The following is a 20,077-nucleotide window of genomic DNA, read 5'->3' on the forward strand; positions in this document are numbered from 1 at the left end:
AATGCGTTTCATGGATGAGCGATCACGCTGAGCTGTAGGTATTATTGCAATGGAAAGATAGGGGGGTGTTTTATATGGAAGCAAGCAATCACTTTGGTAAGTTTCTGGAAACGTTAAGAGGCAAAGCATCATTGCGTAAAGCAGCTAATAAGAGCGGCTTATCTCACGCCTATATTAGGGATCTCGAGCTCGGTCGTAATCGAACGACTAACGATGTCATCAAACCTTCGCCCGAGACCTTGAGAAAGTTGGCGCAAGCGTATCAATATCCGTATACAGATTTACTTAAAAAGGCAGGATATTTAGAAGAAGCTTCCACCTGGTCTAAACCGGCTTCAGTGGATCTAGATACCGTCTGGTACGTGGAGTTTGGAATTCAAACGATTCTTTACGTTTCGGAAGACGGAATGAAGGAAGAACAGGTCGAATCTCTTGTAGCCTTCACTCACTTCATTGAAACATTAACAGAGCATCACTTTGTTAAATTGGATATGCACTTATTCGTAAATCTAAAAAAAATAAAAAAGTATGCCTCCTCAGAAGGCAAACTTTATTTTGATACCTATGAAAGTGCACCTTTCGTCATTGCCGCAGCAATTCCACAGAAGAAATACCATCAAACCATTCTTGATTACATCGCTTTTAATAATGGACACGCTATAGAATCTATCTCTTCCGTATCATCTACCTGCGCCTCACCTTTGAATGCTAAGTTCTTTACGTAGAATGATACAAATAAATAAAACGGTTGCCATACTCAACATCTGAATTGGCATCACTGCACTGAACACGCTATCGCGAAATGAATCTCGGTAGACCATTCCTATAAGAACTACGATTATATATAGGTATATGCCTGCATTCTCTCGTACGAACGGAATACGCGTATAATTCGAGAGAAAAGTAAACCCCAATCTCCGTTTGTAGAGAATCAGAAGAATTCCACATTTTGCCAATAAAATAACAATACGTGTTACAATAGAAATGATTAGGTCATCTTTGATTTCTATATAGGCATCTTCTTGTGTGAAATTTATGCAAACAATCACAGTCGTTGATACAAGGACAGGCATAATGTAGCCCGAAAGTGAAATGAGCAATGCGGGTACGAATCGATATTTCCAAACGACCATTAGTAAGACACAGATCGTACTCACTAATATTAATGGAGAGTCGATTATTAATGTGATCATCGAGCCTGCCAGCACAGCTAGCGATATTTGTTTCCAATACGACTTAACTCGAATTCGAAATAGCAATAATGAGAATAAGAGCATGGGAACAAAATGAATGATGCCAAGTATCAATTTCACCCATGTAAACAAATGCGCTTTCCCTCATTTCTAGCCGCCGTCATCATTCTTCGAGCAGCGTGACATTATGATAATCACATATAGAAGTATACAAGAGAATTGTACTTTTGCCTTCAATGTGGACTAAGTTGGCTGTTTCTGTGTATAAGATGACATGACTTCAGAACTTAACATGTTTGGAAAGGATTGGAGTGAGTTTAACGAATGGAACACCGCTTCACAGTCGCCATTGTAGAAGATAACTATTGGGTAGGTCAATTACTTGAAAGCTATTGTCAACAATGTGGATTGCACGTCATTTCCATTGTTCCAGATGGTGAACAATTTCTTAAAGATTACGACCAGCTGCAACCAGACATTATGCTCATGGATATTGGCCTTGAAGGTAATTTGGACGGAATCAGTGTTGTTCAATCCTTGCGTAAGGCTGGCTATCACCAGAAAGTAATTATGGTTAGCGGGACAACGAATATGGAACATATTCTTACCGCCTTTCACGAGCTCGATTCTGTCTACTTTCTCTCCAAACCAGTGATGCTCCCGAAATTTAAGGCTGCCATCCAGAAAGCCATAGCCGAAATTCAATTAGAGCGAAGCCGCTCTATGCAAGAACCAAAGCCAACCACAGTAACTTGGATCACAGTTAAAAATCAGAAATCACACTTGCCTATCTCCGAGGACGCCATTCTCTTCGTCGAGAAGGAAGACAAACGTCTATCTAGAATTCATCTGGTGAACGGTTCTCAAATGGAATCCAGCTCCAATTTATCTGAGATACTAGCTCAGAGCACGCCCCATATGTTCAGTCCTTTTAAGGGTTTTCTGGTTAATTTACGTCATGTCGTCTCCTTTGTGAAAGAAAGTGGATTTCCTACCTCTCGCAGATTCTTGATTCATTTGAAGCATACCTCCATCAAGATTCCATTGAGCCGGGATTTGCAAAAGGATTTTGCCCGACTGCTGCAGGAAATAAAATGAGTGTTGAAAATAACAGGAAAACCTCCAGCTAATCTCTGGTAATTCTGCGAAAGTGGCAGAAACCAGAAAATTAACGGGAGGTTTTCCATTTAATCGGGATATTCAACAAAAAATCAACAAATTAGCCCCACATCTATTGGCACCTCTAAGAGTTCTTAGAGGTCTTTTTATTTTTCAGCTTGTCACGACGCGCGCTAAGCATTTTCAACCGTTTCATGAGCTGCTCTTCCCATTCAAGGTCGGCAATGGATTTCGCGAAACCTAGCAGATCTAACGCCATGTCAATTTGACAGCGCACGATATCCAGCGGCTCTTCACCTTCGTGGTTGACACAGTTGTCGTGCAACAGATGATCTTTGCCATCTACGTATTCAACAAAATCGACTTCTGCAGCCCCATCTCCATGGGCATATTCGGCAAGAATTTCGTACTCGTTCTCCACCAAATAATGAACCTCAATATGGTGACATACCGGACAGAAGAGAATGGGCACATTGTGAATTTGTGTACGTATGTGTTTCAAGGTACCTTTTGTTCCAATCATACTGGCTCCACAGCAAAAACTCATGGGATTCCCTCCTAATCGTCAAACCGGATTCTTTTAATATATTCGTTACAAATGTGTGAAATTCCTTTTTCATATAGAGAGTTAGCTTATGTCAAATCATTCTAAATGTGTTTGAATAAGCATAATGATAATAATGATCGATACATTACGTGTTTTCCGAATTCTTAAGATGAAGGGGAGAGCGGCGTTGAACATGATTCCGAGTGTTTCCAGACAGATTGCCTTTGTGCAGTATGACGATCAATCCTCCAGCATGACAGTTCAGTATCATACCGGATTCAGAGCCTCCTACACCAATGTAAAACAAGATGAGTATCTCTTGGTTTTCACATCGGCGAATCGGTATGATTCTCTAATGAGACTTACGGAAAGTAGGTTCATGGAAGGAAACATTCCAACCAAGTAAGCATACGCAAGCAATCTCCCCCCTTTCTTTATGGGTGGAGATTTTTGGTTTATATGGCGCATATGCTACAATTGAACTTAGGTTTAGCACAAAAGGTCCTTCTTATTTATCAAGAAATATAACCATCTTATCGCGTGAATCCTATGAATTCTGATTTTTTGAGAAAAGGTGAGTCTGATCCCTATCCCTGCACACCACTTTGCCATCGATTGCGATAGGCTTCATTTACTGGCACAGTCCCCTCACGTTCAGTTTATTTATTGGCAGCTCTCAACCAGTAAGCAAATGCTACTTCAGGAGCATTTCCTGAAGGACTGGCGGTCATTAACACCCACATTACGGTTTCATGAAGTTGGGGATCTGCCTGGTACCAAGCAAACACTACCTGCCGAGCGTGTCACAGAGCTTTTACTTCCCCCCGGTGAATCCTGCTTTCTAAGCGGATTAAACGCCGGCCAAATGTACTTCGCAACTCTCGGTATTCGGAATGAGCAAGGTCATTTCTTTCCGCTCCTACAGTCCAATACCATTCAGATTCCAGCAATAGAATCCAACATCCAGCGTCATTTTGCTGAGTCTGATCAGCCTTTCATCTACCAGCCAACGACCATTTTATTACCGCAAGTAACGCCCGATGCACATGAGCATTTCTCGGCCTATTCGGTGTATGTCCCGAAGAACACTTACCTTGTAGATATGGAATCCGGAGGCGATACTGATTGAGCACTAACGTACAAGGCTATGTTGCTTTGCTCTTGCACGCCCATATCCCCTATGTTCGGCATAATGCGTCTGAAATTACGTTAGAAGAACGTTGGTTTTTCGAAGCAGTTGTTGATACGTATCTGCCTCTCATCGACATGATGGAGAGGCTCCTTGAAGATCAAGTACCGTTCCGCCTTACGTTGTCCTTATCTCCGCCTCTGCTTGCCATGCTGGAGGATTCACGTTTACATCTGCGACTTCGCAAACACCTCTCCTCGCTTTGCGAGCTGGGACAGCGTGAAGTCATTCGCCTATGGGGCGATGAAGCATTCGGCCCCCTTGCTAAATTATATGCTGATCGTTATCATCGGCTCAGCCTTTTATACGATCGCTTGCACGGCGATCTCATTGCGAAATTTCGCAGCCTCAGCACAACAGGCTGCTTAGAATTAATGACATGCGCGGCAACGCATGCGTTCTTACCGCTGGTAAAGAACGATGCCACGCTGCGCGCTCAGCTTGAAGCGGCGGTGCAAGAATTCCGCCGACATTTTGGTGTTGCTCCCGCTGGCATCTGGCTGCCAGAGTGCGGCTACTCGCCTGCGCTTGAGCCTCATCTGCAAGCGCTTGATCTGCGCTACTTCGTCGTTGACACACACGCGCACACCTTAGCGCGCCGCGATGGCGCTTCGGACAGGGACATCGCAGGTCTGCCGCTGCGCACGCCAGGCGGCGCCTGTGCGTTCGCCCGGGATCCCGAGGCCGGCGCCAACGTATGGAGCGCCGAGGCCGGGTACCCCGGCGACCCCGACTATCGCGAATATTATCGCGATATCGGCTACGACCTCGGCCTCCACGGCGGGGCCGAGTGGGCCTACTTGAAGCCCTATGTGCTGCCGGACGGCGCACGCATCAACACGGGCTTCAAGTACTACAGCGTCACCGGCGATGGTGACGCCAAGGTGCCCTACCACCCGGCGCGCGCCGCTCAGAAAGCTCAGCAGCATGCTGAGCATTTCATCGCTAGCCGGGTGGCGCAGGTGCGCCGCCTCGCGGAGCGGCGCGCTGTTGACGGCGCAGCAGCTGCATCTGCGCCAAAGGAGCCCTCGGTCATCGTATGTCCCTACGATGCCGAGCTGTTTGGGCACTGGTGGTACGAAGGCCACCAGTGGCTTGAAGCCGTGCTGCGCGGCCTAGCCGCGCGCAGCGATGACAGCGTAGTCGTGAACACGACTACGCTTGGCGGCTACGCCGCCGCCCATGCGCCGACCACCATTGCTGCGCTTCCGGTGTCGAGCTGGGGCCGCGGCGGCTATGCCGAGGTCTGGCTGCAGCCGCGCAGCCAGTGGGTCACGCCGCGGCTGCACGCGGCGGAGGATCGCATGGTGCAGGCGGCGCAACAGCACCGTGACCCTGCACAGCTCAGCAGCCTTCAGCTGCGGGCGCTGAATCAAGCCGCGCGGGAGCTCATGCTTGCGCAAAGCAGTGACTGGACGTTTATTTTGGATGCGGAGACGGTCACCTCGTATGCAACGAAGCGAATCGAAACGCATCTTTCCCACTTTCATAACCTTTTGAACACGTTAGACAAGGGGGGCTCTGACAAAGAGCTTTCCACGCTCGTCCATTCTTTGGAAAAGAACTCTCCTTTTTTACCTGAACTGCACTATCAACTTTTTCAGCCTGCTTCTTATAGAAGCTCTACAGATCGCTCATCAACGAACGTTTATACAGGCTTTCCTTTGAACGAAGTTGCTGTCACCTCAACAATGACGACTGCCTCTCAGCTCCGTGGTTCTGGACTGTGTATTCTCATGCTCGCTTGGGAATATCCGCCATACGTGATTGGTGGTCTCGCTAGGGCAGTCTACGACTTATCACGACAACTCGCTTCCTCGGGACATTCCGTGCATGTTATTACCTGCCAGTCTCCCGAATGTCTTCCCTATGAAGTGTCAGAAGGTGTCCATATTCATCGTGCGCAGGTTCTCCCATCGACAGATTCCCTTCATTTCCTAGACCGCGTTTTCCAAATGAACATGGCCTTCGCGGATATTTTACTTGGGTTATCCAGACAGGGGCTTATTTTCGATCTCGTGCATGCGCATGATTGGCTTGTCTATTACGCTGCACATGTCGCCAAGCAAGAACTTCGACTTCCTCTTCTGGCTACGATTCATGCAACAGAGATGGGGAGAAATCAAGGAAAACTGGAGTCACCCTTACAGAAACGCATTCATACCCTAGAAAGTAAATTAACAGAAGCCGCCGAACATCTCATCGTTTGCAGTCTGTCTATGCAGCAGGAGGTCAAGACGCTCTTTCATGTCCCTATTCATAAAATAACACCCATTCCCAACGGTGTTGCACCTATACGTAAACCCGATCCATCGTTTACCACGATGAATCCGCTGCTTGCTGACGCGCTTTCTACCACGGATAAGCCGCCGCAACGCATCCTAGCCTTCCTCGGGAGACTTGTCTATGAGAAAGGCGTGCACACCCTTCTTGCTGCGATGCCGCTTGTGCTCGCAAGGTTCCCTGACTCCAAACTGGTCATCGCTGGCACCGGACCTGAACGTGACTCATTAGAAGAGCTAGCTTTAGTCTTCGGAGATCAGGTACGCTTCACAGGCTTTCTTGATGAGGCGGACAAAAGCTTGCTTTTACACTCGGCAGAATTATGTATATTTCCAAGCCTGTACGAACCCTTCGGGTTGGTCGCTTTGGAAGCCATGTCCTGCGGTACGCCTCTCATCGTCTCTGATACCGGAGGGCTCGTTGAGATCGTCAACCATGGGATCAACGGGTGTACATTTCCCACAGGCGATAGCGAAGCTCTAGCGCAGCAAATCGGTCAGCTTTTAGAACAACCGAACTATGCATCTAAGCTTGCTTCCACCGCGTTACGTACCGTTCACTCTGTGTATGACTGGGCGAAAATCGAATCTTTGACAACTGACATTTACGAGACTGTTATTTCCAATCTAGCTTCACCAACCAGTATCTCCCCTCAGCAAAAGGAAATAATCAAGTAATTTGGATATCCGTACCAAATGAAAGCGTGACCAGTAAGAATTTTCAGAATTTTTTCAAAGAATCATTGATTCCTTTGTTATAATTAGGTAACCTATTGGCAAGACTTGTGCTCCATCGTTCAGACCTCCTGGCCTGATCTGAATGCGCGATCAAACAAAAGAGTGGGGAAGTGATTGTATTGCCAAGACATCTGGTCATCGGAAATGGAAAATTCCTTATTAACCTCGATCAGCATTCCTACATGCGAGATCTGTACTATCCTTTCGTAGGCCAGCTTAACCATATTGGCGGTTATCAGTGCCGTGTTGGTGTATGGGTAGATGGTGACTTCGCATGGCTGAATGCCCCTGAGTGGCAATTCAAGCTCGCCTATGTGGAAGATTCCCTTGTCACCGAAGTGACAGCTACACATCCCGGCCTCGGTGTTACTCTGCTTATGAATGACGGCGTTCACCAGCGTGAGGATATTTATTTGAAACGGATTCACATTACGAATCACACGAATACAGTTCGTGAAGTACGCATGTTCTTCAATCAAGATTTACTAATCAATGAGACGGAAGTTGGCGATACAGCCGCTTACTACCCTTCAACAAATACCGTCTTTCATTATAAAAAAGATCGTTACTTCATGTTTAACGGCAGCACAGGTACGGAGGGTATTTATCAATATTCTACCGGTGTCAAACGGTTCTATAACGCCGAGGGCACATGGCGCGATGCCGAAGATGGCCATCTCATGGGCAATGCCATCGCACAAGGTTCCGTTGATAGCACTATCTCCTTCCGCCTCTTCGTCCCGCCTAACGGAAACCAAACGCTCTACTACTGGATGGGCGCTGGCAAAACGCTGGAGGAAGTTAAAAAGCTCGATTCCTATGTCAAAGACAGCCACCCAGGCAAGCTGCTTGATCGTGTGACTGTGTATTGGCAGCGTTGGGCGAACAAAATCGAACGCGATTATTACGATCTTACACCTGAAGTTCAACGACTATTTAAACAAAGCCTCCTGCTCGTTCGCACGCAAACCGATGTGAACGGTGCTATTATTGCAGCGAACGATTCCGACATTATGCAAAGCAACCGCGATCATTACAGCTACATGTGGCCCCGTGATGGCGCGTTAATCGCTTACTCCATGTCCATGGCTGGCTACCAAGGAATGATTATTCCTTTCTTTAACTTCTGTGCGAACGTGTTATCACCCGAAGGTTACTTGCATCACAAATACAATCCGGACGGCACCGTAGGCTCCAGTTGGCATCCCTATATTCATTCCGGCCGCGTACAGCTTCCGATTCAGGAAGATGAAACCGCGCTTGTCTTATTTGCCCTCTGGCAGGATTTCCAGAAAAATGGTAGCCTCGAATTTGCGCAATCGCTGTATCGCAATCTCATCCGTAGAGCGGCCAGATTCATGTCCACCTACATCGATCAAGAATTGAATTTACCGAAGCCGAGCTACGATTTATGGGAAGAACGATACGGGATTTATACCTTTACGGCTTCAGCTGTTTATGGCGGGTTGATCGCTGCTTCCAACTTCAGCAATTTGTTTGGCGATGAGGAGCGAAGCAATCGCTATAAGCATACCGCGGAGAAAATAAAATCGGGTATCCTGAAGCATCTCTGGGATGAAGGTGAACAACGATTCGTTCGTGGCTTGTATATGGAAGATGGCGAATGGGTTAAGGATATGACATTGGAAAGCTCCGTGTATGGCATTTTCGAATTTGGCGTGCTGCCTGCTGACGATCCACGTGTGGTAAGTACGATGCAAGCTAACAAAAATGGCCTTATGATCAAAACCGAAGTCGGCGGCTCCGCCCGTTACCATCATGATTATTACTTCCAACGCTCCACCGATATTGAGAAGGTACCGGGTAATCCTTGGATTATCTGTACGCTCTGGATCGCTGAATGGGAAATTGAATATGCCAAAACGATTGCTGATCTTGAAGCGCCTCGCCGGACACTGGAGTGGGTCGTCAAGCATGCGATGGAAAGCGGCGTATTGTCGGAGCAATTGGATCCATTCTCTGGCGAGCCTGTATCCGTAGCTCCACTTACGTGGTCACATGCAACCTATGTGCTTACCGTAGTCAAATACCTTAACAAATATAAATTGCTGAACAAATAATGCACGTCAGCCGTTCTCTATAGAGGGCGGCTTTTTTAATTCGTGTTTGCCTATTCCTTGTGGAAGATCATGTGGTACGATACTTGTAACTATTAACCCAGCTACATTTAAATGTAAACCATGTATCTATTTTCTCTGGAATTATTTATTAAGGAGGCGTGTACCATGGGAAGTTTAATCACTATTTTCATTTTCGCAATAGCCATCTTATTCCTTATTTCGGGCTTGTCTCATGAGTCTCGCAAGAAGAGTCGGCGAAGACACCGAGATGACTATTTCGAAACTAGTAATTTCAGCGGCTTCAGCAGCGATTCCTCTTCTCATAAGGGGCATCATCACGGAAGCCACCATCATGGCGATCATGGCAGTCATGGTCACTCCAACGATGGTGGTGGGGATAGCGGTGGCGGAGATTCAGGCGGTGGAGATGGTGGAGGCGGAGGCGGGGACTAAGCCAACGCTACCCGAAATAGCCAGCCTTTCTCATACGGCGACTCATACAGCAGCATCGTGGCACGTTCAAGCAACATGTTCACAGCAAGCACTTTCCCTGTTACAGGGGAAAATAGATCAACCTCATCGACAGCGGTTTCGAGTGAGCTCATGAATGCTCCTTTGGTTAACTCGGCACCTTTCTCTGGCAGCTCAATGAACAGGATCATACCCCATTTCTCCAAGGCATGTTCGGTAAGCCCAATAACGGCTTCATTCCCCTCTTGTCGTACCCAATAAAGATCTTCGGTCGTTATGACATCCATGTAAGTTCTCCTTCAAGAAGAAAGGCCCCTCTACCCGCATTCGCATGCTAACCTGAGGGGCCTTTCTATGTAGTTAAAGCTTATTTAACAACCAAGTTTTTGTCGCCTGGTTTCCAGTTCATTGGGCACAATCCGCCAGATTGTAGCGCTTGAAGTACACGAAGTGTTTCTTCTACGCTGCGGCCTACGTCGTTGTGGTTAACAACTTCGTATTTCAATTCGCCTTCTGGATCGATGATGAAAAGACCGCGAAGCGCGATACCTTCTTCTTCGATTAGAACGCCGTAGTCACGAGCAACGGATTTCGTAATGTCAGCAGCAAGTGGGAATGCCAATTTGCCAAGACCATTGTCGTTAACCGGCGTGTTGATCCACGCTTTGTGTGTGTGGATGCTGTCGATGGAAACACCAAGGATTTCAGTGTCCAATGCTTTGAATTGATCAGCTGCATAGCTAAGTGCAGTGATTTCTGTTGGACATACGAATGTGAAGTCCAATGGGTAGAAGAAAAGAACTAACCATTTTCCTTTGTAATCGGACAAAGATGCTTTACCAAATGCTGTACCGTCACCTGTAGCTGTCTCCATTGTAAAATCAGGAGCTTGTTTACCAACTAAACGTTCTGCCATGGGTATAATTCCTCCTCAAATCTATCTTAATTCTATATGATCCGTATAAAATGGTATCATCCCCCTACTTGAAAGTCAATAATTAGATCGTATACTAGGTAATAATTATTATAAAATATGAAGGCTTGATGAACTTCGCTGAATTTGCTTCTCTTCCTGCTTTTTGGGACACTTTACAACCGTTATTGACGACTATAATCTCATTTGCCAAGCATCTAAAGATTTTAAATACACAGTCCCATCATTCGCATATATGCGTACATGCTCACTATCGTCACGTATAGGGTACACACGTGCAGACATGGCAATCTCATTCTGAATAAACACCTCTATCGTTGAATGATCAACAAACACTCGTATTAATAGATCATTACCATTGATCTGAGAAAAGTTAGCAGTCAATTCATGCCGGTGTACATCCGGGTCCTTGCTTGATCTTGAACGGTCCAACACGACCATCAACTTCGTGAAGTCGATTTCAAGCAACGTTTCTTCCTCGCCATCCGGTGAACCGAATAAAGACATACCGAAGATGCCGCTGCTTTGCTGTCGATCAATGATAACGGAAAGCTCCAACGCTTTTCCTTGGATCCCTATCGCCATTTCGCCTTCAATCCATCCCGAACCAAGCGACCAATGCTCACTATGCAAAGATTGAAGTTCTGGGATAGGCTCAATTTGAAGACGTTTGGTCTCCTCATTCAAAGACAACAATCGTGGGATATTATGAACTCCCGACCAGCCACTGATCACCTTACTGCTTCCTCTTGCACTGTCCGGCATCCAACTGAACAAGATTCTTCTACCATTTTCGTCTTTACACGTAGTCGCGGCATAGAATCCCTCTCGACCACCATAGTCCAAAATACCCGTGTACTCCTCAATAAACCGGTACTCCTTTGTTAAGACACCCAGTTTATATCGTACCCGATTATCCTCTTCATCCGGAGAATAAGTAAGAACCCATTTACTGCCTAGTTGAAATAGATTGGGACACTCCCAGACTCTCTCCGGTCCATCAGCCATAATGCCTAAGAATTCCCATGACAACAAATCGTTCGAGCGATAAAGAACCGCGCATCCTCTGTTGTTTTGAGTTCCTCCGCAGACCATGAACCATGATCCGTCCATTTCCCAAACGTAAGGATCCCGCCATTCCTCGATAACCATGTCTCCATGAATTTCCGGCTTCAGAATCGGATTAGCCGGGGATTTCTCCCAATGAATGAGATCATCGCTGCCGAAAGCCAACCATTGCTGAGCACCTGTTCTGGCATTCCGCTCTCCCACTCCAATGCTGGTATAAAGGATTGCAGGCTTACCTCCAACCATGACGGTACATCCTGAAAAGCAATGCTCCTCTCCTTGTTCAAGAGAGGGGTATAGCGCAAGCGGCATATGCTCCCAATGCACGAGATCCTTACTCTTCGAATGCCCCCAATGAATAGTCCCCCATTCATCTCCATACGGGTTATGCTGGTAAAACATATGATACTCCCCATTTACGTGAATAGGCCCATTCGGATCGTTGATCCATCCACTCTTCGCCGTGAAATGATACGTTGGTTTATATGCATTCATATTAGGATTTCACTGCTCCTCGAATGACGCCGCTAATAATCCAACGCTGCGCAATTACATATACGACAATCATCGGAAGCAAGGCCATGAGATACGATGCGAAGGCATAGTTATAATTCACACTGAATTTAGACTGGAACACATATTGAACCAGCGGCAAAGTGGCCATCGATGGTTTGCTAAGGATAATAAGCGGCAGCAAAAAGTCGTTCCAGGCCCAAATACAAGTCAAGATGGCTACAGTCGAATTAATCGGACTAAGGAGCGGAAAAATGACTTTCCAGAACGTACTCCAAATACTAGCGCCGTCCATCACAGCGGCTTCTTCTAATTCAATTGGGAGACTCTTTAAATAACCAACATACAAAAACATATTAAATGAGATACCGTAAACGACATACAAAATGATAAGGCCATATGGATTATTCAAGTGTAGCTTTGACATTTCTTTAACAATTGGCAGCATAATAATGGGAAATGGAACAAACAATGCACTAATGAAATAGTAGTAAAGCATTTTGAAAAACCGTTTTTCCATATTACGAGACACTGCATAGGCCACTAATGAATTCGTTAGAAGAGTAAAAACTACTGCACCTACCGTCACAATAGCACTGTTCGTAAAAGCATGTGAGAAGTTGGTCATCTTGTAAGCTTCTGAGAAGTTATTCCAATGCCACTCTGTAGGCCATGCCAATACGGAAGAGGCCATTTGCTGCGGACTTTTTACGGCGATCATTATGGTCATATATAGTGGAAATATGACAATAAGCGAACCCAATGCAATTAAGAAAGTGACAGTCCAATTTGTACGGTTTTCACTCATTGTAAGCTCATCTCCCTTCTTTGCAGAATCTTGAGCTGGATGATCGAAATGACCACAATAACGATAAAATAGAGGACGGCATTAGCCGACTGATAAGAAAAGGAACCGCCTTGAAATCCATCCGTGAAAATCAGGTATGAGATCGACATCGTCGCCTTTGCTGGACCACCTTGGGTGAGCGCAACAATTTGATCGAAAGCCTGCAGAAAACTTTTCATCGCCAACACCATATTGATGGTGAAAAAGGGTGCAATCATCGGAAACGTAATATGCCAGAACTCTTTCCATTTTCCCGCACCGTCTAAACTCGACGCCTCGTATAGATCAGCAGGAATGGTCTGCAGTCCCGCCAAATACAAAATAATGTTAAAAGCAGTCGCTTGCCAAACTGTGACAATGACAATCCCCACCCAAGCCCATTCCTGTCGACCTAAAATATTAAATGCCATGTTGCTCATGCCAATTTTAGTGAACATATCCGGCAATATATTGGAAAAAAAGTAGTTAAAAATAAAACCAACAATTAGAATACTTAGGATATTAGGAAGAAAATAAACCGCTCGAAATGTATTTTTCAGCTTGATGCGAGAATTTAGTCCCATAGCCACCGAAAGGCTGATCATATTCACGATAATCGTTGTTAGAATGGCAAACTTGAAGGTAAACCAGTATGCGTGATAAACGTTGCTATCTTTAAATACATTCACGTAATTTTTAAATCCCACCAAATGATAGGTTTGTGATAAACCGTTCCAGTTAGTGAAACTATAGAATACACCCATAAGTACAGGAAACGTATGAAAGGCAAAGAAAAGAATGACGGCCGGAATGACCATCCAATAAAACGTACTCCTATTTTTTCGCATGTAAAAGCTCCTTTGTAAAGAAAAAGGGATGAAACGAAAAGAGCAATGCCCTCAATTTCATCCCCATCACTTTAACTTATTATCGGTTACTTGCTTTCGTCCACTCGTCATCCATCGTCTTCAATAAAGCCGGAATGTCTTTTTTCACGATGACTTCTTGAAGCAATTGATCAAGTTTCATGCTGCTTGGCACATAGTGGTCGATGAAGTCAGCAGTCAGGCCCTTTTCGAATATAGGCTTAAGGTCGCTTACAGATGGATCATCCTGCACAACCCCTTTGATTGCGGAGAACGTATTGACACCCTTGACATAATCCTTCGCATTTTCAGGATCAAGTAGGAAGTTAATAAATTTCTTGGATTCATTCGGATACTTCGTTTTCGCCGACATCGCTAGAAGTTGATCTACGCCAGAAATGAGCTTGTTTTTGTTCGGATCGTTGGTGACTGGGTAAGGGAATACCCCAACTTCGACGTTTGGATTTGCTTTCTTGATATCCGCGATTGCCCAAACGCCTTGTGCATACATGAAGGATTCACCGTTCGCAAAAGCAACATTGCCATCGTTGTAAGCTTTACCAAAGGTGTCTTTTTGGCCAAATGTTATAAATTGAAGGTACTTTTCTGTAGCCTCTTTATAATTGCTTGTGTAATTCGCTTGCTTTGCTTCATGTTTCGCGTAGAAATCGTCACCTTGTGTACTTGCAGCAAATGCATTATAGGACGGCAGCGTTGTCCAGGAATCTTTGAAAGTGAAATAGAAAGGAAGTTTACCGGCATCTTGAATTTTTTTGGAGAGAGCTACGAATTCGTCCCATGTTGTTGGAACTGTTAAGTTCATCTCTTTAAACAATTTCTTGTTATAAATGATGCCGTTTGCATTAACGCCGTAAGGAATAGCATACGTCTTATCGGTTTTGGAAATGTCATGCAGGGTCTTGATATAAGCATCAGGAATGTTTTTCAGTTCAGGAGCGTTAGTGAAATCAGCTAGGACGCCAGCTTGCACTAAAGTCGCATAAACATTGTCTCCTCCGTTTGCAATGATATCCGGCACTTCACCAGCAGCAACTTTCGTTTTGAGAGCAGTGGATGCGTCAGGCGGGTTATCTTGGACGATATGGATATTCGGATTTTGCTGTTCAAATTTTGTAATCAATTTATCAAACGTGTCACGCGCTTCAGGTTTATATTGAAGGAATTGCAGTTCTACTTTCTTACCACTTCCCGTGGCAGCCGGGCTGGACTGCGCTGCATTCGGTGAAGTACTAGTTTGGGTATCACTTTTCGCCCCGCAAGCACTCAAGAGAGAAATAGCGGTCAACGAAACAGTAACAACTTTAAGAATATTTTTCATTCAATAAATCCCCCAACTCACAAATTTTGTTTGAAATGTCTCTCTCTTTTGGATACAATTAAAATGAATTGTTTTTCTTTTTGCCCATAGCCTTATGGCTTGGGTTCTTTTTTTGTTTTTTTCCGACGTTGTTCTGCGTGCGACAATTGACAGGGTCCCTTTTTCATAATCACCTCCTTAATAAAATATAAATGCTCGTTCAACAAGGCTAAGATTATTTCTTTCCTCCACAACTCTCCCTAACTACCAAGCTCGTTCCAATCGTGACATGCAGGACAGGCTCTCGCCCTTCAAATCGTTCTACAAGAAGCTGTACAGCCGATCTGCCAATTTGTTCTGGGAATACTTTCACACTAGTAAGAGGTGGATTCACGTAAGCGGAAACATCAATATCATCAAATCCAATGATCGCCATTTCACTTGGCACTTCCACCCCGTTTTCATGTAATGCTCGAAGGGCACCGATCGCCATCGGATCGTTACTGATAAAACAGGCGGTTGGACGATCTGATTTGCCCAGCATTTCCTTCATTAATTCGTATCCGCTTGCCGTATTCCATTCACCGGTATACATGTACTCCGGGTTATACCATCCTTTATCTTTCATGACGCGTTCAAAATGAAGTTGTCGTATATCAACATTGGTTGGTCCTTTTTTGTTCGGTCCAAGTTTATATACATATTCGAACCCGCCGATCATTCCGATCTTCTGATGACCCAAGTGAAACAAATGTCCGAGCACATCTTCCACTGCTTGTTGAAAGTCAAGTTTGACGGAGTCATAGCTCGAAGTATTTAGTAAATGATTAACTAAAACAACTGCAGCTCGATTCGGATATATTTTTTCAATATCCTCCATGTCCACAGAACCCACAACGATAAGTCCATCCATCTGATGAAACGCTGAAGGATCTACATTGTTTCCTCTAACTACCTTGCCGATGGCGATGCCCAATTCTTCACACCGCTTCTCAACACTGAGTCGCACGGATGAGAAATACGGGTCCTCCTTCTCATCATCAGATGAGATCCAAAGAAGTAAGCCGATCTGTTTGTTCGATAGTTCGTTTTCTTTTTTCAACCGCTTAACTCGGCTAGGCTTATATCCGATTTCTTCTGCAACTTGAAAGATACGATCCCGCGTTTCATCACTCACAGAAAGACTGAGGTCATTATTTAATACACGCGAAACGGTTGCGGAAGATACTTTGGCTTGTTCAGCTATATCTTTAATTGTCGCCATTCATATCACGCCTTATTTAGTTAATTTATTTACTAATTAAAATAAATTATATCAGTTTCTAAATTTTTCTGCAACCCCTTTCATTTTTTTATCAAGTAAAAATATTCACCTCAAAGATGTTTTAACAACTAAAATATGTCCACTCCCGCTTTCATGTTTCAAATAAAAAAGCCTGTCCTCCGAAGCATCTAATGCCTCGTCGGACAAGCTAATTTGCTTATTTGCGCATTGCGTCTACAATCAATTGACCCATTGCAAGCGTACCAATCGCTGTGCTCTTATCCACTGCGATGTCGCCTGTACGATGACCTGCGTCCAATACTTCTTTCACAGCACGCTCGATGGAATCTGCTGCTTCGTGGTAGCCGAAAGTCAAACGGAACATCAAGGCAACGGAAAGAATTGTTGCGATTGGGTTGGAAATACCTTGACCTGCGATATCAGGTGCAGAGCCGTGTACCGGCTCGTACAAGCCGAAGCTGCCTTCGCCTAGGGAAGCGGATGCTAGCATGCCGATGGAGCCAGTTAGCATCGCTGCTTCGTCGCTCAAGATGTCGCCGAACATGTTCTCTGTTACGATAACATCGAAGCTGGACGGACGGCGAAGCAATTGCATCGCACAATTATCAACCAATACGTGCTCAAGCTCAACATCTGGGTAGTCAACCGCGATACGGTTAACCGTTTCGCGCCATAGGCGGGAAGTTTCAAGTACGTTTGCTTTGTCAACGGAAGCAAGCTTCTTACGACGCGTGCGTGCAATGTCAAACGCTTGACGCGCGATACGCTCGATTTCAGTTACATTGTATGCACAAGTATCAACCGCTTCTTGACCGTTAGCTGTTTCACGACGGAATTTCTCACCGAAGTAAATACCGCCTGTCAACTCACGAACAACGATCAAATCTGTACCTTCTAGAACTTCCGGTTTCAATGTGGAAGCTTCTTTCAAGCAATCAAAAATGAATGCAGGACGAATGTTGGAGAACAAGCCAAGCGCTTTACGAATACCTAGAAGACCTGTTTCAGGGCGAAGCTCTTTGGAATTGTTGTCCCATTTCGGACCACCAACAGCTCCTAGAAGTACAGCATCTGCGGATTGACAAACTTTCAATGTTTCTTCCGGAAGAGGTGTACCTTTCTCATCGATTGCGATTCCGCCAAATAGAGCGTGTTCTGTTTCAAATTGATATCCGAACAATTCTTCGGTACGTTTCAATACTTTTTCTGCTTCAGCAACGACTTCTGGACCAATACCGTCCCCAGCAATTACCGCAATTTTTTTTACATCAGCCATGACAATCATTCACTCCTTATTTTAGCAAACCTTGTTCGTTAGCATTCTTATCGTTCAATCCTGTTATCATTGTATCATAAGCAGACTCTCTTCTTTAGATATAAAAGCTATCGCATTTATAGGTATCACCTATTAACACTTCTCTATTACTATTCTAAAACCCCAATACTTTTGATGATCACTTCAGGTGAAACATTTATGGTTGCTTCAGATAAGGCTTTTCCCCAATTATCCTCTATCTTCTTCCAACTTTTATACTGATGTGCACGTACATGGATGCCAAACTGAAAGGGATCTATTTGATATTTTTGAGCTTTCTTGATTAGAGCCTGGCATTCTTCTTTCAATTCTTTTTCAATGGCTTGTTCTAGCTGTTCTTTTTTCTCCTCTACGTCTAAGGCAAACAATCGCTCCGTCAAATCGATCTGAGCCTTCATCTCGATATCGATTGTCAAATGATCATCTTCGAATTTCGTCTTAATCTTAGGCTTTCCTTTTTTGATATTGAAACTCACAAAGGACATTTCTTTGCTCGTATGGAACATTTCAGGAGGAAGGTGAAACGTTAACGGAATGCTATTTTTCGTATTGCCCTGCAATAAGATAAGCAGAGAACTCTCTTGAGGATTCAAAGAAGTCGCGTAGGTGCCATCCTTATGTAAAAGAACAGAACCTGAAATGACGAGTTCATTTTTTACTGGTTTCATTTCAGTTAAAGCAGGTGTCATTCCTTTATCCTTTATTTGTTGATGAAATTGCTGCAGTGAAGTTTGTACGGTAACCCTGCTCTTATAAGTACTTTCTACAAGATCTTTGATCACGCTGGCGATTCGGCCTTTATCACTCATGTTCGTATACATCACATCTTTAACGGTCCCATCAATCACAATCACATTCGCATTAATCTCATTTCGAGAATCCCGGAAGAGAACATCTAAATAGGGAAATGGGTTTCTTTGCTGCAGTAGTTTTTTTCCTATGAGAAGATTTTGCGATTTTCCATAAGCAAGGCTACCGCTCGTCTTACTATTAATTTCCCCTTTTGATTTGCGCAACGTATTAGCCCTTGCGAACGTGATTTTATATCGATCCTTGGCTTCTTTAGTGAAAACAGGACTTGATGTGTATACGACTAACTTATTATTCTCATCAAAATCAATAGCCTCCGTAAGAATAAACTGTTGATTCTCTATATATACGGCTTTACCGCATCCAGCTACGAACATTAAAACAGCCAATGTCAAAGAAATAGGTTTGAATTTTTTCATGATTTCGGTTCCTTTCTTACGAAATGAAAAATCCACCCGTAAATCCAAAGAAAAATAGGGAATACGAAGGCGCTATATATACCTGTTATCCCCCACAAATTGGCCATTTGAGTTATTTGGGAAGAAGTTGGGATATAAAAGAATGGCAATAAGATCCAAAGGAATAAGAGTATTCGTAGAGCGTTTCGATGATCCTGCTTGCCTACTAATTGACTTATTCCTAGTACAGCCGCGTAGAGATAAGGAATAATCGTCATAAATATCATAAATAAATAAAAGGACAGGCAAATGATCTCCAGCCGTTCCATAAAAGGCAATTGGATAACCTTTAATAAATTAAGCACGGGATATACGTAATCTGTGACCTCAGTTGGAGAGAATCTAATAAAACAGGCTATTGTAACCGTTACATAGACAATCATCGATAATGAATTTGCAATCACAATTCCCTTGGATGCTGATTTCTTGTCCTTAAGAAAAGGATAAAGGATAAAAGCCAGTTCAAATCCAAGAAAAGAATAAATGGTTGATTTTACGGTAGACAGAATGGGAAACACGCCAACTTTCCCTATTGGAAAAAGGTACATCCATTGGATATCCTTTAGTGCAAATAACAATAAGATAGGTATCCACAAAGTGACAATCAAAACAAGCTCAGCGAAGAGTCCGATCATTCTTATTCCTTGCTTGGTAATCATATAGATGGGAATGACAAACAGGATCATTAAGATGTAGTTCCGTATATCCTGAACGATCCATATTTTCATGATATGAATCGTTGCAAACATAGCTATACTTGCTGAATATGCCGCAAACAGAACCCATACTGCTGCTAAACCTTTACCCACCCACTTACCAAAGTATTTAGATAATAGTTCGAATAAAGTATTCTCAGGATTTTTCTCCATAATTCGTATGATGACTAAGCTTAGCAGTGTAGACACCATCCACCCCAATATAATCGATATCCATCCGTCGGTACCTGCAGTTTTAGCTAAATCGCGGGGTAGGGATAGGACCCCGATCCCAACTTGGGTTTCAAATATGATAAGGATATATTGAAGCAAGGAGATTTGATTAAACGAATATTTGCTCATGGTTAA

19 protein-coding genes and 1 pseudogene are annotated in these 20,077 nt (G+C 44.2%); 8 read left to right on the top strand and 12 right to left on the bottom strand.

The genetic code is table 11. The features are described from left to right. Nucleotides 1-74: 74 nt before the first annotated feature. The gene (locus tag AC58P7_RS21380; RefSeq protein ID WP_497346418.1) at nt 75-725 is read left to right on the top strand and encodes a helix-turn-helix domain-containing protein; all 651 of its coding nucleotides are present in this window, start codon (nt 75-77) and stop codon (nt 723-725) included. On the opposite strand, the gene AC58P7_RS21385 is transcribed toward AC58P7_RS21380, so the two are convergent. Then, nucleotides 696-1,325: a hypothetical protein gene (locus AC58P7_RS21385; protein ID WP_497346420.1), complete on the bottom strand. Its 630-nt coding sequence runs from the start codon at nt 1,323-1,325 to the stop codon at nt 696-698. The genes AC58P7_RS21380 and AC58P7_RS21385 overlap by 30 nt on opposite strands. 192 nt (nt 1,326-1,517) lie before the next feature. Here AC58P7_RS21385 and AC58P7_RS21390 point away from each other — a divergent pair, with 192 nt between their 5' ends. Then, nucleotides 1,518-2,291, top strand: coding sequence for a LytR/AlgR family response regulator transcription factor (locus AC58P7_RS21390; RefSeq protein ID WP_497346422.1), 774 nt, complete (start codon nt 1,518-1,520; stop codon nt 2,289-2,291). 145 nt (nt 2,292-2,436) lie between these two features. On the opposite strand, the gene AC58P7_RS21395 is transcribed toward AC58P7_RS21390, so the two are convergent. Further along, nucleotides 2,437-2,859, bottom strand: coding sequence for a hypothetical protein (locus AC58P7_RS21395; protein WP_497346424.1), 423 nt, complete (start codon nt 2,857-2,859; stop codon nt 2,437-2,439). A 193-nt stretch (nt 2,860-3,052) separates the two neighbouring features. Between AC58P7_RS21395 and AC58P7_RS21400 the strand changes: the two genes are divergently transcribed. The 6 genes and pseudogenes from AC58P7_RS21400 (at nt 3,053) to AC58P7_RS21425 (ending at nt 9,602) form a co-directional block, all read left to right on the top strand. Beyond that, on the top strand, nt 3,053-3,265 hold the full coding sequence (locus tag AC58P7_RS21400; protein ID WP_497346476.1) for a hypothetical protein: 213 nt from the start codon (nt 3,053-3,055) through the stop codon (nt 3,263-3,265). Between the two features lie 168 nt (nt 3,266-3,433). After that, nucleotides 3,434-3,988, top strand: a complete 555-nt coding sequence (locus tag AC58P7_RS21405) for a DUF4912 domain-containing protein (RefSeq protein WP_497346425.1) — start codon at nt 3,434-3,436, stop codon at nt 3,986-3,988. 32 nt (nt 3,989-4,020) lie between these two features. After that, nucleotides 4,021-4,716 (top strand): annotated as a pseudogene (locus AC58P7_RS21410) (polysaccharide deacetylase family protein); the annotation flags it as partial. Between the two features lie 132 nt (nt 4,717-4,848). After that, nucleotides 4,849-7,008, top strand: a complete 2,160-nt coding sequence (locus AC58P7_RS21415) for a 1,4-alpha-glucan branching protein domain-containing protein (protein WP_497346478.1) — start codon at nt 4,849-4,851, stop codon at nt 7,006-7,008. Nucleotides 7,009-7,187: 179 nt separating this feature from the next. Next, nucleotides 7,188-9,149 (top strand): glycoside hydrolase family 15 protein, encoded by a 1,962-nt coding sequence (locus AC58P7_RS21420; protein ID WP_497346427.1) that lies wholly within the window; start codon nt 7,188-7,190, stop codon nt 9,147-9,149. Nucleotides 9,150-9,314: 165 nt separating this feature from the next. Beyond that, entirely contained in the window at nt 9,315-9,602 is a 288-nt protein-coding gene (locus AC58P7_RS21425) for a hypothetical protein (protein WP_497346428.1), read from the top strand. Here AC58P7_RS21425 and AC58P7_RS21430 read toward each other — a convergent pair. The 10 genes from AC58P7_RS21430 to AC58P7_RS21475 form a co-directional block, all read right to left on the bottom strand. After that, nucleotides 9,599-9,907 carry a glycine cleavage system protein H gene (locus AC58P7_RS21430; protein WP_497346430.1) on the bottom strand — a complete coding sequence of 103 codons (309 nt, stop codon included), beginning with the start codon at nt 9,905-9,907 and terminating at the stop codon, nt 9,599-9,601. The two genes, AC58P7_RS21425 and AC58P7_RS21430, sit on opposite strands and share 4 nt — an antisense overlap. 80 nt (nt 9,908-9,987) lie before the next feature. Next, the gene (locus AC58P7_RS21435; protein WP_028554012.1) at nt 9,988-10,536 is read right to left on the bottom strand and encodes a peroxiredoxin; all 549 of its coding nucleotides are present in this window, start codon (nt 10,534-10,536) and stop codon (nt 9,988-9,990) included. 192 nt (nt 10,537-10,728) lie between these two features. After that, entirely contained in the window at nt 10,729-12,117 is a 1,389-nt protein-coding gene (locus tag AC58P7_RS21440; RefSeq protein ID WP_497346434.1) for a glycoside hydrolase family 32 protein, read from the bottom strand. A gap of 1 nt (nt 12,118) precedes the next feature. Then, entirely contained in the window at nt 12,119-12,943 is an 825-nt protein-coding gene (locus tag AC58P7_RS21445; RefSeq protein WP_497346439.1) for a carbohydrate ABC transporter permease, read from the bottom strand. Next, complete coding sequence (locus AC58P7_RS21450; protein WP_497346441.1) at nt 12,940-13,809, bottom strand: carbohydrate ABC transporter permease; 870 nt, start codon at nt 13,807-13,809, stop codon at nt 12,940-12,942. The genes AC58P7_RS21445 and AC58P7_RS21450 overlap by 4 nt, the downstream gene beginning before the upstream one ends. A gap of 79 nt (nt 13,810-13,888) precedes the next feature. Then, nucleotides 13,889-15,166, bottom strand: a complete 1,278-nt coding sequence (locus AC58P7_RS21455) for an ABC transporter substrate-binding protein (RefSeq protein WP_497346443.1) — start codon at nt 15,164-15,166, stop codon at nt 13,889-13,891. A 214-nt stretch (nt 15,167-15,380) separates the two neighbouring features. After that, nucleotides 15,381-16,409 (bottom strand): LacI family DNA-binding transcriptional regulator, encoded by a 1,029-nt coding sequence (locus AC58P7_RS21460; RefSeq protein ID WP_497346445.1) that lies wholly within the window; start codon nt 16,407-16,409, stop codon nt 15,381-15,383. 217 nt (nt 16,410-16,626) lie between these two features. Next, on the bottom strand, nt 16,627-17,706 hold the full coding sequence (gene leuB / locus AC58P7_RS21465) for a 3-isopropylmalate dehydrogenase (protein ID WP_497346447.1): 1,080 nt from the start codon (nt 17,704-17,706) through the stop codon (nt 16,627-16,629). A 149-nt stretch (nt 17,707-17,855) separates the two neighbouring features. Continuing rightward, a complete protein-coding gene (locus AC58P7_RS21470) occupies nt 17,856-18,974 on the bottom strand; it encodes a Ger(x)C family spore germination protein (RefSeq protein WP_497346449.1) in 1,119 nt (372 codons plus the stop codon). Beyond that, entirely contained in the window at nt 18,971-20,071 is a 1,101-nt protein-coding gene (locus AC58P7_RS21475) for a GerAB/ArcD/ProY family transporter (protein ID WP_497346451.1), read from the bottom strand. Before AC58P7_RS21475 ends, AC58P7_RS21470 begins: the two co-directional genes overlap by 4 nt. Nucleotides 20,072-20,077 lie beyond the last annotated feature (6 nt).

The sequence above is a fragment of the Paenibacillus sp. J22FR5 genome, assembly GCF_059691975.1.